The sequence below is a fragment of the Streptomyces sp. PsTaAH-124 genome, assembly GCF_000373685.1.
Classification (GTDB): domain Bacteria; phylum Actinomycetota; class Actinomycetes; order Streptomycetales; family Streptomycetaceae; genus Streptomyces; species Streptomyces andamanensis.
In genome coordinates, this window is sequence record NZ_KB892158.1 from 34,286 (window position 1) to 50,797 (window position 16,512).

Annotated in this window: 10 protein-coding genes; 9 read left to right on the top strand and 1 reads right to left on the bottom strand. The window is 67.8% G+C overall.

Features of this window, described 5'->3' with window-relative positions; all coding sequences use genetic code 11:
• The first annotated feature begins 69 nt into the window (after positions 1-69).
• The 5 genes from B086_RS0102185 to B086_RS0102205 all read left to right on the top strand — a co-directional run bounded on the left by B086_RS0102185 (position 70) and on the right by B086_RS0102205 (position 10,456).
• Positions 70-1,020 (top strand): hypothetical protein, encoded by a 951-nt coding sequence (locus B086_RS0102185; protein ID WP_018564783.1) that lies wholly within the window; start codon positions 70-72, stop codon positions 1,018-1,020.
• Between the two features lie 299 nt (positions 1,021-1,319).
• The gene (gene rplJ / locus B086_RS0102190; protein WP_018564784.1) at positions 1,320-1,850 is read left to right on the top strand and encodes a 50S ribosomal protein L10; all 531 of its coding nucleotides are present in this window, start codon (positions 1,320-1,322) and stop codon (positions 1,848-1,850) included.
• A gap of 116 nt (positions 1,851-1,966) precedes the next feature.
• On the top strand, positions 1,967-2,350 hold the full coding sequence (gene rplL / locus B086_RS0102195) for a 50S ribosomal protein L7/L12 (protein WP_018564785.1): 384 nt from the start codon (positions 1,967-1,969) through the stop codon (positions 2,348-2,350).
• Between the two features lie 618 nt (positions 2,351-2,968).
• Entirely contained in the window at positions 2,969-6,454 is a 3,486-nt protein-coding gene (gene rpoB, locus B086_RS0102200) for a DNA-directed RNA polymerase subunit beta (protein WP_018564786.1), read from the top strand.
• A gap of 102 nt (positions 6,455-6,556) precedes the next feature.
• Positions 6,557-10,456: a DNA-directed RNA polymerase subunit beta' gene (locus B086_RS0102205; RefSeq protein WP_018564787.1), complete on the top strand. Its 3,900-nt coding sequence runs from the start codon at positions 6,557-6,559 to the stop codon at positions 10,454-10,456.
• Positions 10,457-10,539: 83 nt separating this feature from the next.
• Here the strand turns inward: B086_RS0102205 and B086_RS38945 are convergent, their stop codons facing one another.
• Positions 10,540-11,859: a glycosyltransferase family 39 protein gene (locus tag B086_RS38945; RefSeq protein ID WP_018564788.1), complete on the bottom strand. Its 1,320-nt coding sequence runs from the start codon at positions 11,857-11,859 to the stop codon at positions 10,540-10,542.
• Between the two features lie 137 nt (positions 11,860-11,996).
• Between B086_RS38945 and B086_RS38950 the strand changes: the two genes are divergently transcribed.
• The 4 genes from B086_RS38950 to fusA all read left to right on the top strand — a co-directional run bounded on the left by B086_RS38950 (position 11,997) and on the right by fusA (position 16,353).
• Positions 11,997-13,016, top strand: coding sequence for a glycosyltransferase family 2 protein (locus B086_RS38950; RefSeq protein ID WP_267880879.1), 1,020 nt, complete (start codon positions 11,997-11,999; stop codon positions 13,014-13,016).
• A 326-nt stretch (positions 13,017-13,342) separates the two neighbouring features.
• Positions 13,343-13,714, top strand: a complete 372-nt coding sequence (gene rpsL / locus B086_RS0102220) for a 30S ribosomal protein S12 (protein ID WP_003948652.1) — start codon at positions 13,343-13,345, stop codon at positions 13,712-13,714.
• A gap of 2 nt (positions 13,715-13,716) precedes the next feature.
• Positions 13,717-14,187 carry a 30S ribosomal protein S7 gene (rpsG, locus tag B086_RS0102225; protein ID WP_003992340.1) on the top strand — a complete coding sequence of 157 codons (471 nt, stop codon included), beginning with the start codon at positions 13,717-13,719 and terminating at the stop codon, positions 14,185-14,187.
• Positions 14,188-14,226: 39 nt separating this feature from the next.
• On the top strand, positions 14,227-16,353 hold the full coding sequence (fusA, locus tag B086_RS0102230; RefSeq protein WP_018564790.1) for an elongation factor G: 2,127 nt from the start codon (positions 14,227-14,229) through the stop codon (positions 16,351-16,353).
• The last annotated feature ends 159 nt before the right edge of the window (positions 16,354-16,512 follow it).

A 16,512-nucleotide genomic window follows, 5' to 3' on the forward strand; every position in this document is an offset into this window, starting at 1 on the left:
CCGGATGATCAGCGCTCGGATAAGCTCACCGGAACTGTGCGCAAGCCATCCGTTCCTTGGGGGGAAACCATGGACACCTCTGTACGTACGCCCCGCTCGTCCCGCACGCCCGCCCGCGCTCTGTCCGGACGCAGGGTCGCGACGGCCTCGCTGGCCGCGCTGCTCCTCGCCGCGGGCGCGGTGGGCTGTTCGGGGGACGACTCGAAGAGCGATTCCAAGAGCGACCCGAAGAGCGCGGGCAAGAGCGGAGCGGCCGAGACGCCGCAGCTCACCCCGGCCGCGGCCGTCGCCAAGGCCGCCAAGAACTCGCAGAACATCACCTCGCTGCGCTACCGCATGACCGGCCAGGTGCCGGAGCAGGGCCACATCAAGGCCGACGCCGAGATGCAGATGAAGCCCACCATCGCCATGAGCATGAAGATGACGATGCCCGACCAGCCCTCCACCGGCACCGTGGAGATCCGCCTCGTCGACAAGGTCATGTACCTCAACGGCGGGGCCGAGGCCGCCAAGGAGATGGACGGCAAGAGCTGGATGAAGTTCGACCTGTCCGGGACCGACGCGGGCAAGCAGATGGACCAGCTCGGCGGGGGCGGCGCGGCCCAGGCCGAGCAGAACCCGGCGACCGAGTCCACCTTCCTCACCGGCGCCAAGGACCTGCGCAAGGTCGGCTCCGAGACCGTGGAGGGCGTCGAGACCACCCACTACACGGGCACCGTCGCCCTGGCCGACCTGGGCAAGCCGCAGCCGGGCGAGAGCCCGGAGGTCGCCAAGACCCGTGAGAAGAGCCTGGAGCAGTACAAGGGCATGGGCGTCGACAAGGTCACCATGGACGCCTGGATCGACGGCAAGGACCAGACCCGGCAGTTCCGGATGCGCGGCACCGCCGCCAAGGGCCCGCTGGACATGACGATCACCTTCCTGGACACCAACAAGCCGGTGAAGGTCGCCGCCCCGCCGGCCGGTGAGACCGTCGACCTGGCCGAGATGATGAAGGGCGCCGGCGCGGACCAGAGCTGACCGCGGGCCGCCGCGGGAGCGGATTTGCTCCGCGGCGGCACGGTCCCGTACTCTCCTACAGAAGCCAAAGACCGCTGGTCGTTGCCGTGCACTCAGATGAGGACGCGGTGGCCGAAGGATCCGCTGAATGCGGACGACCCGCGCAGGTGACTGTGGAAGAACTCCCGGAGTGTGCACGCCCACGGTGTGCGGACGACCGGTCGAGTCCGCCCCGAGCGCCTGCGCCGGGGCGTTTCGTTTTCCCCAGACCTCCTTCGGGTCCGCGCGGTCAGAATCACCCGGAAGGAGGCCGAGGCTCTATGGCGAGGCCCGACAAGGCTGCCGCAGTGGCGGAGTTGACGGAGCAGTTCCGCAACTCCAGCGCTGCCGTGCTGACCGAGTACCGCGGTCTCACCGTGGCGCAGCTCAAGACGCTGCGTCGTTCGCTCGGTGAGAACGCCCAGTACGCCGTGGTGAAGAACACGCTGACCAAGATTGCGGCCAACGAGGCCGGGATCACCACGCTGGACGACCTCTTCAACGGTCCGACGGCTGTCGCCTTCGTCACCGGTGACCCGGTGGAGTCGGCGAAGGGTCTCCGTGACTTCGCCAAGGACAACCCGAATCTCGTCATCAAGGGCGGTGTCCTTGACGGCAAGGCGCTGTCCGCCGACGAGATCAAGAAGCTTGCGGACCTCGAGTCCCGCGAGGTTCTGCTCTCCAAGCTGGCGGGTGCCTTCAAGGGCAAGCAGTCCCAGGCTGCTCAGCTCTTCCAGGCGCTTCCCTCGAAGCTCGTCCGCACCGTGGACGCTCTTCGTGCCAAGCGGGACGAGCAGGGCGGTGCCGAGTAATTCGGCTCGCTTTCTGACCCTGGCCGTCTAGGCGGCACGGGTCGCAGCGGGCCGACGTACGCCCGCCACACCCAGTACATCCGGCACCTGCCGAATTAGTGGAAGGATCGCCCATCATGGCGAAGCTCAGCCAGGAAGACCTGCTCGCGCAGTTCGAGGAGATGACCCTCATCGAGCTCTCCGAGTTCGTGAAGGCGTTCGAGGAGAAGTTCGACGTCACCGCCGCCGCCGCGGTCGCCGTGGCCGGCCCGGCCGGTCCGGCCGCCGCCGCCGAGGCCGTCGAGGAGCAGGACGAGTTCGACGTCATCCTCACGGGTGCCGGCGACAAGAAGATCCAGGTCATCAAGGTCGTGCGTGAGCTGACCTCCCTCGGCCTGAAGGAGGCCAAGGACCTGGTCGACGGTGCGCCGAAGCCGGTTCTGGAGAAGGTCGCCAAGGACGCCGCGGAGAAGGCCAAGGAGTCCCTCGAGGGCGCCGGCGCCTCCGTCGAGGTCAAGTGACCTCACGAGTCTCTGCTGATCGGGCAGGACTCACCCGCGCGAGCTGAACGCGGCCCGAAAGGGCTGTAACGCGAACGCACCGAAGAGCGATCATCCATCCGGGTGGTCGCTCTTCGGCGTTCCCGGGGGTGGCTGTGGCGGCCTTGCACCCGAGACCGGGAGGGGTATGGTGATCTTCGTTCGGCCTCGAGAGGCCCCCGGAGACAGGCCGCGAGTGACGATGGCAGCATCCGGTTCGGGTAGGGGGGCCTTGACGAACCGCACGCAGCGCGCAATTCTCAGGACGCGTCGTCACAACGATCCGAATCCGAGGCATGGATCGACGGCGAAGAGGGCAGTATCAACGTGCGTTGAGGGTGACAGGCCGTAGGCGGTGACGACGACGAGGGTTCCCAAAACCCGGCACTGGACATCAGTGGGCCAAGTGGCTACACTGACCCTTTGCGCTGCCTGTTAGCTGTCCCCTGCCCGTCACCAGGGGCATGCCCTCCCCCGAGCATCGACGACCGGACCGCACCTGACCTGGCCTGACGGCCCTGTCGGGGACCGTCCGTCCCGTTGTCCGAGAGAGGGGCCGGTACGCGCGTAGTGAGTCCGAGCCCTCGGAAGGACCCCCTCTTGGCCGCCTCGCGCAATGCCTCGACCGCGAATACGAACAACGCTGCCAGCACCGCCCCGCTGCGCATCTCCTTTGCAAAGATCAAGGAGCCCCTCGAGGTTCCGAACCTTCTCGCGCTGCAAACCGAGAGCTTCGACTGGCTGCTCGGCAACGACGCGTGGAAGGCTCGCGTCGAGGCGGCTCTGGAATCCGGTCAGGACGTCCCCACCAAGTCCGGCCTCGAGGAGATCTTCGAGGAGATCTCCCCGATCGAGGACTTCTCCGGGTCGATGTCGCTGACGTTCCGCGACCACCGCTTCGAGCCGCCGAAGAACAGCATCGACGAGTGCAAGGAGCGCGACTTCACGTACGCCGCCCCGCTCTTCGTCACGGCCGAGTTCACCAACAACGAGACCGGCGAGATCAAGTCCCAGACCGTCTTCATGGGCGACTTCCCGCTCATGACGAACAAGGGCACCTTCGTCATCAACGGCACCGAGCGTGTCGTCGTCTCCCAGCTGGTCCGCTCGCCCGGTGTCTACTTCGACTCGAGCATCGACAAGACGTCCGACAAGGACATCTTCTCCGCCAAGATCATCCCGTCCCGGGGTGCCTGGCTGGAGATGGAGATCGACAAGCGCGACATGGTCGGTGTCCGCATCGACCGCAAGCGCAAGCAGTCGGTCACCGTGCTGCTGAAGGCGCTCGGCTGGACCAACGAGCAGATCCTCGAGGAGTTCGGCGAGTACGAGTCGATGCGCGCCACCCTGGAGAAGGACCACACCCAGGGCCAGGACGACGCGCTGCTCGACATCTACCGCAAGCTGCGTCCGGGCGAGCCCCCCACGCGCGAGGCCGCGCAGACGCTGCTGGAGAACCTGTACTTCAACCCCAAGCGCTACGACCTCGCCAAGGTCGGCCGCTACAAGGTCAACAAGAAGCTGGGCGCGGACGCGCCGCTGGACGCCGGCATCCTGACCGTCGAGGACATCCTCTCGACGATCAAGTACCTGGTGAAGCTGCACGCCGGTGAGACCGAGACCGCCGGGGACAACGGCGGCACGATCGTCGTCGAGACCGACGACATCGACCACTTCGGCAACCGCCGCCTGCGCAGCGTCGGCGAGCTGATCCAGAACCAGGTCCGTACGGGTCTCGCCCGTATGGAGCGCGTCGTGCGCGAGCGCATGACCACCCAGGACGTCGAGGCGATCACGCCGCAGACCCTGATCAACATCCGGCCGGTCGTCGCCTCCATCAAGGAGTTCTTCGGCACCAGCCAGCTGTCGCAGTTCATGGACCAGAACAACCCGCTGTCGGGTCTCACCCACAAGCGCCGTCTGTCGGCGCTGGGCCCCGGTGGTCTCTCCCGTGAGCGGGCCGGCTTCGAGGTCCGTGACGTGCACCCCTCGCACTACGGCCGCATGTGCCCGATCGAGACGCCCGAAGGCCCGAACATCGGTCTGATCGGCTCGCTCGCCTCCTACGGCCGGGTCAACGCGTTCGGTTTCGTCGAGACCCCGTACCGCAAGGTCGTCGACGGCCAGGTCACCGACGAGGTCGACTACCTGACCGCCGACGAGGAGGACCGCTTCGTCATCGCGCAGGCCAACGCCGGCCTCAACGACGACATGCGCTTCTCCGAGAACCGCGTCCTGGTCCGCCGCCGCGGCGGTGAGGTCGACTACGTCGCCGGTGACGACGTCGACTACATGGACGTCTCGCCGCGCCAGATGGTGTCGGTCGCGACCGCCATGATCCCGTTCCTCGAGCACGACGACGCCAACCGCGCCCTCATGGGCGCGAACATGATGCGCCAGGCCGTGCCGCTCATCAAGAGCGAGGCCCCGCTCGTCGGCACCGGCATGGAGTACCGCTCCGCCGTCGACGCCGGTGACGTCGTCAAGGCCGAGAAGGCCGGTGTGGTGCAGGAGGTCTCCGCCGACTACATCACCACCGCCAACGACGACGGCACGTACATCACGTACCGCCTGCACAAGTTCTCCCGCTCCAACCAGGGCACCTCGGTCAACCAGAAGGTCATCGTCAACGAGGGCGACCGGATCATCGAGGGCCAGGTCCTCGCCGACGGTCCGGCCACCGAGAACGGCGAGATGGCGCTCGGCAAGAACCTGCTGGTCGCGTTCATGCCGTGGGAGGGCCACAACTACGAGGACGCGATCATCCTGTCGCAGCGCCTCGTGCAGGACGACGTCCTCTCCTCGATCCACATCGAGGAGCACGAGGTCGACGCCCGTGACACCAAGCTCGGCCCCGAGGAGATCACCCGGGACATCCCGAACGTCTCCGAGGAGGTCCTCGCCGACCTCGACGAGCGCGGCATCATCCGCATCGGTGCCGAGGTCGTCGCCGGTGACATCCTGGTCGGCAAGGTCACGCCCAAGGGCGAGACCGAGCTGACCCCGGAGGAGCGGCTGCTGCGCGCGATCTTCGGCGAGAAGGCCCGTGAGGTCCGCGACACCTCGCTGAAGGTGCCGCACGGCGAGATCGGCAAGGTCATCGGTGTCCGCCTCTTCGACCGCGAGGAGGGCGACGAGCTGCCGCCGGGCGTGAACCAGCTGGTCCGCGTCTACGTTGCGCAGAAGCGCAAGATCACCGACGGTGACAAGCTCGCCGGCCGCCACGGCAACAAGGGCGTCATCTCCAAGATCAACCCGATCGAGGACATGCCGTTCCTGGAGGACGGCACCCCGGTCGACATCATCCTCAACCCGCTGGGTGTCCCGTCCCGCATGAACCCGGGGCAGGTCCTGGAGATCCACCTCGGCTGGCTCGCCAGCCGCGGCTGGGACGTCTCCGGCCTGGCGGAGGAGTGGGCGCAGCGCCTCCAGGCGATCGGCGCCGACCAGGTCGACCCCGGCACCAACGTCGCGACCCCGGTCTTCGACGGTGCCCGGGAGGACGAGCTGGCGGGTCTGCTCCAGCACACCATCCCGAACCGGGACGGCGAGCGCATGGTGCTCCCGACCGGCAAGGCGCGGCTGTTCGACGGCCGCAGCGGTGAGCCGTTCCCGGACCCGATCTCGGTCGGCTACATGTACATCCTGAAGCTGCACCACCTGGTCGACGACAAGCTGCACGCCCGTTCGACCGGCCCGTACTCCATGATCACCCAGCAGCCGCTGGGTGGTAAGGCCCAGTTCGGTGGCCAGCGGTTCGGCGAGATGGAGGTGTGGGCCCTTGAGGCGTACGGCGCCGCCTACGCCCTCCAGGAGCTGCTGACCATCAAGTCCGACGACGTCACCGGCCGCGTGAAGGTCTACGAGGCCATCGTCAAGGGCGAGAACATCCCTGAGCCCGGCATCCCCGAGTCCTTCAAGGTGCTCATCAAGGAGATGCAGTCGCTCTGCCTGAACGTGGAGGTGCTGTCCAGCGACGGTATGTCCATCGAGATGCGTGACACCGACGAGGATGTCTTCCGCGCCGCGGAGGAGCTCGGCATCGACCTGTCCCGGCGCGAGCCGAGCAGCGTCGAAGAGGTCTGACGGGAGTCCGGTAGGGGCCTCACCGCCGTGTGAGGCCCCCGCCGACCCCCAGGCCCCCGTTTCAGACCACAGACTTACGACCCTGAGAGGGATTGACGCATAGTGCTCGACGTCAACTTCTTCGACGAGCTCCGGATCGGCCTGGCCACCGCTGACGACATCCGTCAGTGGAGCCACGGCGAGGTCAAGAAGCCCGAGACGATCAACTACCGCACCCTCAAGCCGGAAAAGGACGGGCTCTTCTGCGAGAAGATCTTCGGCCCCACCCGGGACTGGGAGTGCTACTGCGGCAAGTACAAGCGCGTCCGCTTCAAGGGCATCATCTGCGAGCGCTGTGGCGTCGAGGTCACGCGTGCCAAGGTGCGCCGTGAGCGGATGGGCCACATCGAGCTGGCCGCCCCCGTCACCCACATCTGGTACTTCAAGGGCGTCCCGTCGCGGCTGGGCTACCTGCTCGACCTCGCCCCGAAGGACCTGGAGAAGGTCATCTACTTCGCGGCGTACATGATCACGTACGTCGACGAGGAGCGCCGCACCCGCGACCTGCCCTCGCTGGAGGCGCACGTCTCCGTCGAGCGCCAGCAGATCGAGAACCGGCGCGACGCCGACCTGGAGGCCCGCGCCAAGAAGCTCGAGACCGACCTGGCCGAGCTGGAGGCCGAGGGCGCCAAGGCCGATGTGCGCCGCAAGGTGCGCGAGGGCGCCGAGCGTGAGATGAAGCAGCTGCGCGACCGCGCGCAGCGCGAGATCGACCGCCTCGACGAGGTCTGGACCCGGTTCAAGAACCTCAAGGTCCAGGACCTGGAGGGCGACGAGCTGCTCTACCGCGAGCTGCGCGACCGCTTCGGCACCTACTTCGACGGCTCGATGGGTGCCGCGGCGTTGCAGAAGCGCCTGGAGTCCTTCGACCTCGACGAGGAGGCCGAGAAGCTCCGCGAGATCATCCGCACCGGCAAGGGCCAGAAGAAGACCCGTGCGCTCAAGCGCCTCAAGGTCGTCTCCGCGTTCCTCCAGACCAGCAACAGCCCCAAGGGCATGGTGCTGGACTGCGTGCCGGTCATCCCGCCGGACCTGCGTCCGATGGTGCAGCTGGACGGTGGCCGCTTCGCGACCTCCGACCTGAACGACCTGTACCGCCGTGTCATCAACCGCAACAACCGCCTGAAGCGGCTTCTCGACCTCGGCGCGCCCGAGATCATCGTGAACAACGAGAAGCGCATGCTCCAGGAGGCCGTCGACGCGCTCTTCGACAACGGCCGCCGCGGCCGCCCGGTCACGGGCCCCGGCAACCGTCCGCTGAAGTCGCTGTCCGACATGCTCAAGGGCAAGCAGGGCCGTTTCCGTCAGAACCTGCTCGGCAAGCGAGTCGACTACTCGGCGCGTTCCGTCATCGTCGTCGGCCCGCAGCTCAAGCTGCACCAGTGCGGTCTGCCCAAGGCCATGGCGCTGGAGCTGTTCAAGCCGTTCGTGATGAAGCGCCTGGTGGACCTGAACCACGCGCAGAACATCAAGTCCGCCAAGCGCATGGTGGAGCGCGGCCGCACCGTCGTGTACGACGTCCTCGAAGAGGTCATCGCCGAGCACCCGGTGCTGCTGAACCGTGCTCCCACCCTGCACCGCCTCGGCATCCAGGCCTTCGAGCCGCAGCTGGTCGAGGGCAAGGCCATCCAGATCCACCCGCTCGTGTGCACCGCGTTCAACGCGGACTTCGACGGTGACCAGATGGCCGTGCACCTGCCGCTGTCCGCGGAGGCGCAGGCCGAGGCCCGCATCCTGATGCTGTCCTCGAACAACATCCTCAAGCCGGCCGACGGCCGTCCGGTGACGATGCCGACCCAGGACATGGTCCTCGGTCTGTTCTTCCTCACCACCGACGGCGAGATGCGGAACGTGAAGGGCGAGGACCGCTCCTTCGCGTCCGTGGCCGAGGCGATCATGGCGTTCGACGCCGGTGAGCTCTCGCTCCAGTCGCGCGTGGACATCCGCTTCCCGGTGGGCACCATCCCGCCGCGCGGCTGGACCCCGCCGGCCCGCGAGGAGGGCGAACCGGAGTGGCAGCAGGGTGACAGCTTCCGGCTGAGGACCACCCTGGGCCGCGCGCTCTTCAACGAGCTGCTGCCCGAGGACTACCCGTTCGTCGACTACGAGGTCGGCAAGAAGCAGCTCTCGGAGATCGTCAACGACCTCGCCGAGCGCTACCCGAAGGTCATCGTGGCGGCGACGCTCGACAACCTGAAGGCGTCCGGCTTCTTCTGGGCCACCCGCTCCGGTGTCACCGTCGCCATCTCCGACGTCGTCGTCCCCGACGCGAAGAAGGAGATCGTCGCCGGGTACGAGGCCAAGGACGAGAAGGTCCAGAAGCAGTACGAGCGCGGTCTGATCACCAAGGAAGAGCGCACGCAGGAGCTCATCCAGATCTGGACCCAGGCGACCAACGAGGTCGCCGAGGCGATGAACGAGAACTTCCCGAAGACCAACCCGATCTTCATGATGGTGAACTCGGGTGCACGAGGCAACATGATGCAGATGCGTCAGATCGCCGGTATGCGTGGTCTGGTGTCGAACGCGAAGAACGAGACGATCCCGCGTCCGATCAAGGCGTCGTTCCGTGAGGGCCTGTCCGTGCTGGAGTACTTCATCTCCACGCACGGTGCCCGTAAGGGTCTGGCGGACACCGCCCTGCGTACCGCCGACTCGGGTTACCTCACCCGTCGTCTGGTGGACGTCTCGCAGGACGTCATCATCCGCGAGGAGGACTGCGGCACCGACCGCGGCCTCAAGCTGCACATCGCCTCCCGCGACGCGGACGGCGTGCTGCGCAAGGCGGAGGACGTCGAGACGTCCGTGTACGCGCGCTGCCTCGCCGAGGACATCGTCGTCGACGGCAAGGTGCTGGCCCCGGCCGGTACCGACCTCGGTGACGTGCTCATCGACGAGCTGGTCAAGCACGGCGTCGAGGAGGTCAAGACCCGCTCGGTCCTGACCTGCGAGTCCGCCGTCGGCACCTGCGCCATGTGCTACGGCCGTTCGCTGGCCACCGGCAAGCTGGTCGACATCGGTGAGGCGGTCGGCATCATCGCCGCCCAGTCCATCGGTGAGCCCGGTACCCAGCTGACGATGCGTACCTTCCACACCGGTGGTGTGGCCGGTGACGACATCACCCAGGGTCTGCCCCGTGTCGTCGAGCTCTTCGAGGCCCGTACGCCGAAGGGTGTCGCCCCGATCTCCGAGGCCCAGGGCCGCGTGCGGATCGAGGAGACCGAGAAGACCAAGAAGATCGTCGTCACCCCGGACGACGGCAGCGACGAGACGGCGTACCCGATCTCGAAGCGCGCCCGTCTGCTGGTCGGCGAGGGCGACCACGTCGAGGTGGGCCAGAAGCTCACCGTGGGTGCCACCAACCCGCACGACGTGCTGCGCATCCTGGGTCAGCGTGCCGTCCAGGTCCACCTGGTCGGCGAGGTCCAGAAGGTCTACAACTCGCAGGGTGTGTCGATCCACGACAAGCACATCGAGATCATCATCCGGCAGATGCTCCGCCGGGTGACGATCATCGAGTCCGGCGACGCCGAGCTGCTGCCCGGCGAGCTGGTCGAGCGCTCGAAGTTCGAGCAGGAGAACCGTCGTGTGGTCCAGGAGGGCGGACACCCGGCCTCCGGCCGTCCGCAGCTGATGGGTATCACCAAGGCCTCGCTGGCGACGGAGTCCTGGCTGTCGGCCGCCTCCTTCCAGGAGACGACCCGAGTGCTGACGGACGCGGCGATCAACGCCAAGTCCGACAGCCTCATCGGCCTCAAGGAGAACGTCATCATCGGTAAGCTCATCCCGGCCGGTACGGGTCTGTCCCGCTACCGCAACATCCGGGTGGAGCCGACCGAGGAGGCCAAGGCCGCGATGTACTCGGCCGTCGGCTACGACGACATCGACTACTCGCCGTTCGGCACCGGCTCCGGCCAGGCCGTTCCGCTGGAGGACTACGACTACGGTCCGTACAACCAGTAAGCGAGCAGCAGCATGAAGGGCGGTCACCCCGGTGGGGTGGCCGCCCTTCGGCGTTCCCGGCGTCCGCCGGGGCGGGAGCCGGTCTACGGGACGCCCAGCTCGAAGAGGACGTAGTGGGCGTACCAGCCGGAGGCCAGGGCCGCCGTGGCGAAGAAGACCGCGAGGCTGCCGTTCTTCAGGCGGCCCAGCGCGGCGGCCGGGGCGAGCAGCAGCGGGAAGGCGGGCAGCAGATAGCGCATGGTGTTGCCGAACATCTGCTGGGTGCCCAGCACGGTGACGATCGTGGCCAGGGTGTAGGCGACGAGCACCAGCGGGGGCCGCTTGCGCAGCATCAGGGCGATCAGGAACGGCAGGGCCAGCACCAGCTGGAGCGAGAGCACGTCGGGGACGTCGAAGGCGAAGACGTAGTCGTGGCGGCCGACGGCCAGGTTCTTCAGGACCCGCAGGGTGTAGGCGCCGTAGTCGAAGTAGTGGGCCCAGCCCTCGCGCTGGAGGGTGAAGTAGGCGGTGGGCTCGCCGGTGGCGTACCCGACCCAGGCGACGTAGCCGAGCAGGCCGAGCGGGGCGACGAGGATCGCGTACAGGGGGCCGCCCACGCCGTGCTCGCGCCGGCTGTCGCGGCGTGCCAGCGTCACCAGCGCGGCCAGGCCGACCGCGCCGATCAGCACCGCGGAGGTGGGCCGGTTCAGCCCGGCCGCGCAGGCGAGCAGTCCGGCCGTGATCCAGCGCCTGGTCATCACGGCGTAGCAGCACCAGGCGGCGAGCGCGACGAACACGGACTCGGAGTAGACCGCCCACTCCACGCCCGCGCCCGGCGCCACCGCCCACAGCCCGGCCGCGACGGTGCCCGCGCGGACCCCGGCCAGCGTCTTGACCACGGCGTAGATCCCGGCGGCGGCGACGAACGACGACACGACCGAGACCAGGATCGCCGCGCCGTACGGGCCGAGGCCGGTCACGGCGGACACCATCCGTATCAGCGCCGGGTACAGCGGGAAGAAGGCGACCGAGTTCTGCTGGACGGTGAAGAGACCGTCGCCGCCGAGCCGCTCCAGCTTGGGGTCGTAGCCGTGCTGGGCGACCTGGAGGTACCACCAGCCGTCCCAGGTGGACAGGACGTCCCACCAGTGGGCGCCGCCGCCGAAGCGGGGCTCCTTCTTGTGGTAGTCCCCGGCGTGCTCCAGCAGCCAGGCGAAGACGGCGAGGCCGGTGAGTTTGGCCACGCCGTACAGGAGGAGCGGGGGCAGGTAGGGGCGGGCGGCGGCGCGCAGCGCGTCCGGGTCGAACCGGCCGGGCCCGGACGCGCGCCCGGACTCGCGCGGCGGCCGCGCGGGCGGTTCCTGGGCGTCCTGCGCGGCATCCGCCGGGGTGCCGGTCACCGCGTTGTCCGAACCCGTACTCATGCCCGTGTGCTTCCCCTCGGTCCCCCGGCCCCGGCCGCGTCCGCCCGGCGTGGTCGCGCGGGGCCGGGGGCCTGTGAACCGACTGTCATAAGATCGCACCACGGTCGCACATCGGCGCGGGCCGAGGGGAGGCCCGGGTGGCACAAGAGGTGGACGGCACGCACGGGACGACCGTGCTGTCGGTCGTCATACCCATGTACAACGAGGAAGAGGCGCTGCCCGCGCTGGTCAACCGGCTGCGCCCGGTCCTGGACGGCCTCGGCGCCGGCTACGAGGTCGTCGCCGTCGACGACGGCAGCCGCGACCGCACCGCCGCGCTCCTCGCCGCCTTCCGGCTCGGCTGGCCCGAGCTGCGGGTGATCGGCCTGCGCCGCAACTCCGGGCACCAGGCCGCGCTCACCGCGGGACTCGACCGGGCGGCGGGCGCGTACGTGGTGAGCCTGGACGCCGACTGCCAGGACCCGCCCGAGAAGATCCCCGAGATGCTGGCGCTCGCCCGCGAACAGGGGCTCGACGTCGTCTACGGCGTCCGGGCCGACCGCAGCAGCGACAGCGCCTTCAAGCGCTGGACCGCGGGCGGCTACTACCGGCTGCTGCGGCGCCTGGCGGGCCCTTCGGTGCCCGCGCACGCCGGGGACTTCCGGCTGCTCAGCAGGGCCGCCGTGGACGCCCTGAAGGCCCTGCCCGACCAGCAGCGGGTCTACCGGCTGCTGGTGCCGTGGCTGGGCTTCCCCAGCGGCCAGGTGCGCTACGAGCGCGAGCTGCGCTCGGCCGGCCGGACCAAGTATCCGCTCGGGCGGATGATCCTGCTCGCCGCCGACAGCATCACCGGCTTCTCGGCGGCGCCGCTGCGGCTGGCCACCTGGCTGGGCGGGGGAGCGTTCGTCGTCTGCCTGGGGCTGCTGGTGTACACCCTCACCGGGTACGCGCTGGGGCACACCGTGCCCGGCTGGACCTCGCTGCTCACCGCGGTGGTCTTCATCGGGGCGGTGCAGCTGGTGTGCGTGGGGCTGCTCGGCGAGTACGTCGCCCGGATCTACACCGCGGTGCAGAACCGGCCCTCGTACTACGTGGGGCACGACACGGCGGACGGCGCGGGGGAGCAGCCTTCCGCCCCCTGCCCGGTTCCCCGCTCGCGCACCCGTGCGGAGCCGTGACCGCGGTGACCGCGCGGCCGTGAACACGACACGACCGGGTGCTGGCGCGAAGTGGAACAAAGTGGTAGAGAACCGGCGGGAGCGCCGGTCACACGCATTTGTTTTGACCGCAGCGAATGCGATAGGTACGCTCAGACCTTGTGCCTGGGGTGTGCCCTGGCTCTCGTGCGTGCCTACAACCGCCAGGGAGCCGTCACAAGGCCACCGCGATCCGCGCTTCCTTCTGCCTCGCGGCGGAAGTCCGCGCGATCCGACACACCCGACCGCGTGGGTCGGCGATGTTCCAGGTTAGCTGTACCCATCGGCACACAGAAACCGGAGAAGTAGTGCCTACGATCCAGCAGCTGGTCCGCAAGGGCCGGCAGGACAAGGTCGAGAAGAACAAGACGCCGGCACTCGAGGGTTCGCCCCAGCGTCGTGGCGTCTGCACGCGTGTGTTCACGACCACCCCGAAGAAGCCGAACTCGGCCCTGCGTAAGGTCGCGCGTGTGCGTCTGACCAGTGGCATCGAGGTCACCGCTTACATTCCGGGTGAGGGACACAACCTGCAGGAGCACTCCATCGTGCTCGTGCGCGGCGGCCGTGTGAAGGACCTGCCGGGTGTTCGCTACAAGATCATCCGTGGCTCGCTCGACACCCAGGGTGTCAAGAACCGCAAGCAGGCCCGCAGCCGTTACGGCGCCAAGAAGGAGAAGTAAGAATGCCTCGTAAGGGCCCCGCCCCGAAGCGCCCGGTCATCATCGACCCGGTCTACGGTTCTCCTCTGGTCACGTCGCTGATCAACAAGGTGCTGCTCAACGGCAAGCGCTCCACCGCCGAGCGCATCGTCTACGGCGCCATGGAGGGTCTGCGTGAGAAGACGGGCAACGACCCGATCATCACGCTGAAGCGCGCGCTGGAGAACATCAAGCCGACCCTCGAGGTCAAGTCCCGCCGTGTCGGTGGTGCGACGTACCAGGTTCCGATCGAGGTCAAGCCCGGTCGCGCCAACACGCTCGCGCTGCGCTGGCTGGTCGGTTACTCCCGCGCCCGTCGCGAGAAGACCATGACCGAGCGTCTGCTCAACGAGCTTCTCGACGCTTCGAACGGCCTCGGTGCGGCCGTCAAGAAGCGCGAGGACACGCACAAGATGGCCGAGTCCAACAAGGCCTTCGCGCACTACCGCTGGTAGTCGCTACCCACATCGAGACCGAGAGAAGACTGAAGCCTTATGGCTACCACTTCACTTGACCTGGCCAAGGTCCGCAACATCGGGATCATGGCCCACATCGACGCGGGCAAGACGACCACCACCGAGCGGATCCTGTTCTACACCGGCGTGTCGTACAAGATCGGTGAGGTCCACGACGGCGCCGCCACCATGGACTGGATGGAGCAGGAGCAGGAGCGTGGCATCACGATCACGTCTGCTGCGACCACCTGTCACTGGCCGCTCGAGGACAACGACTACACCATCAACATCATCGACACCCCCGGGCACGTCGACTTCACCGTAGAGGTGGAGCGCTCCCTGCGCGTGCTCGACGGTGCCGTGACGGTGTTCGACGGTGTCGCCGGTGTCGAGCCGCAGTCCGAGACGGTGTGGCGTCAGGCCGACCGCTACGGCGTGCCGCGCATCTGCTTCGTCAACAAGCTGGACCGCACCGGCGCCGAGTTCCACCGCTGCGTCGACATGATCAGCGACCGCCTGGGTGCGCAGCCGCTGGTCATGCAGCTGCCGATCGGTGCCGAGGCCGACTTCAAGGGCGTCGTGGACCTGGTCCGCATGAAGGCGCTCGTGTGGTCCGCCGAGGCGGCCAAGGGCGAGATGTACGACATCGTCGACATCCCGGACACCCACACCGAGGCTGCCGAGGAGTGGCGCGGCAAGCTGGTCGAGGCCGTCGCGGAGAACGACGAAGAGCTGATGGAGCTGTACCTGGAGGGCACCGAGCCCACCGAGGAGCAGCTGTACGCGGCCATCCGCCGCATCACCATCGCCTCCGGCAAGTCCAGTGAGACCACGGTCACCCCCGTGTTCTGCGGCACCGCGTTCAAGAACAAGGGCGTCCAGCCCCTGCTCGACGCGGTCGTGCGCTACCTGCCGACCCCCCTGGACGTCGAGGCCATCGAGGGCCACGACGTCAAGGACCCCGAGGTCGTCGTCAAGCGCAAGCCGTCCGAGGACGAGCCGCTGTCGGCCCTCGCGTTCAAGATCATGAGCGACCCGCACCTGGGCAAGCTCACCTTCGTCCGGGTGTACTCCGGCCGCCTGGAGTCCGGCACCGCCGTGCTGAACTCCGTCAAGGGCCGCAAGGAGCGCATCGGCAAGATCTACCGCATGCACGCCAACAAGCGTGAGGAGATCGACGCGGTGGGCGCCGGCGACATCGTCGCCGTCATGGGCCTGAAGCAGACCACCACCGGTGAGACGCTCGCGGACGAGAAGAACCCGGTGATCCTGGAGTCCATGGACTTCCCGGCGCCGGTCATCGAGGTCGCGATCGAGCCCAAGTCCAAGGGCGACCAGGAGAAGCTGGGTGTCGCCATCCAGCGGCTCGCGGAGGAGGACCCCTCCTTCCAGGTCAGCACCAACGAGGAGACCGGCCAGACCGTCATCGGCGGTATGGGCGAGCTGCACCTCGAGGTGCTCGTCGACCGGATGAAGCGCGAGTTCAAGGTCGAGGCCAACGTCGGCAAGCCGCAGGTCGCCTACCGCGAGACGATCCGCAAGGCCGTCGAGCGCGTGGACTACACCCACAAGAAGCAGACCGGTGGTACCGGTCAGTTCGCCAAGGTGCAGATCGCGATCGAGCCGATCGACAGCGGTGACACGGCGTACGAGTTCGTGAACAAGGTCACCGGTGGCCGCATCCCGAAGGAGTACATCCCTTCGGTCGACGCCGGTGCGCAGGAGGCCATGCAGTTCGGCATCCTGGCCGGCTACGAGATGACGGGCGTCCGCGTCACGCTTCTCGACGGCGGCTACCACGAGGTCGACTCCTCCGAGCTCGCCTTCAAGATCGCCGGTTCGCAGGCCTTCAAGGAGGCCGCGCGCAAGGCCAGCCCCGTGCTGCTCGAGCCGATGATGGCCGTCGAGGTCACCACGCCCGAGGACTACATGGGTGAGGTCATCGGCGACATCAACTCCCGCCGTGGCCAGATCCAGGCCATGGAGGAGCGGGCGGGTGCCCGCGTCGTGAAGGGTCTCGTGCCCCTCTCGGAGATGTTCGGCTACGTCGGAGACCTCCGCAGCAAGACGTCGGGTCGCGCAAGCTACTCGATGCAGTTCGACTCCTACGCCGAGGTTCCGCGGAACGTCGCCGAGGAGATCATCGCGAAGGCCAAGGGCGAGTAACTCTCCCGAGTTCCAGCCCGTAGGCTTGACTCCGGAGCCTCGTGGGGCATTCCGCCGGAACCGACAGGAACCGGCCGGAGTGCCCCCGGGATCCGGGCCATCCAGCAAAGATCACCTGGCGCCGATGAAGTAAGGCGTACAGAACCACTCCACAGGAGG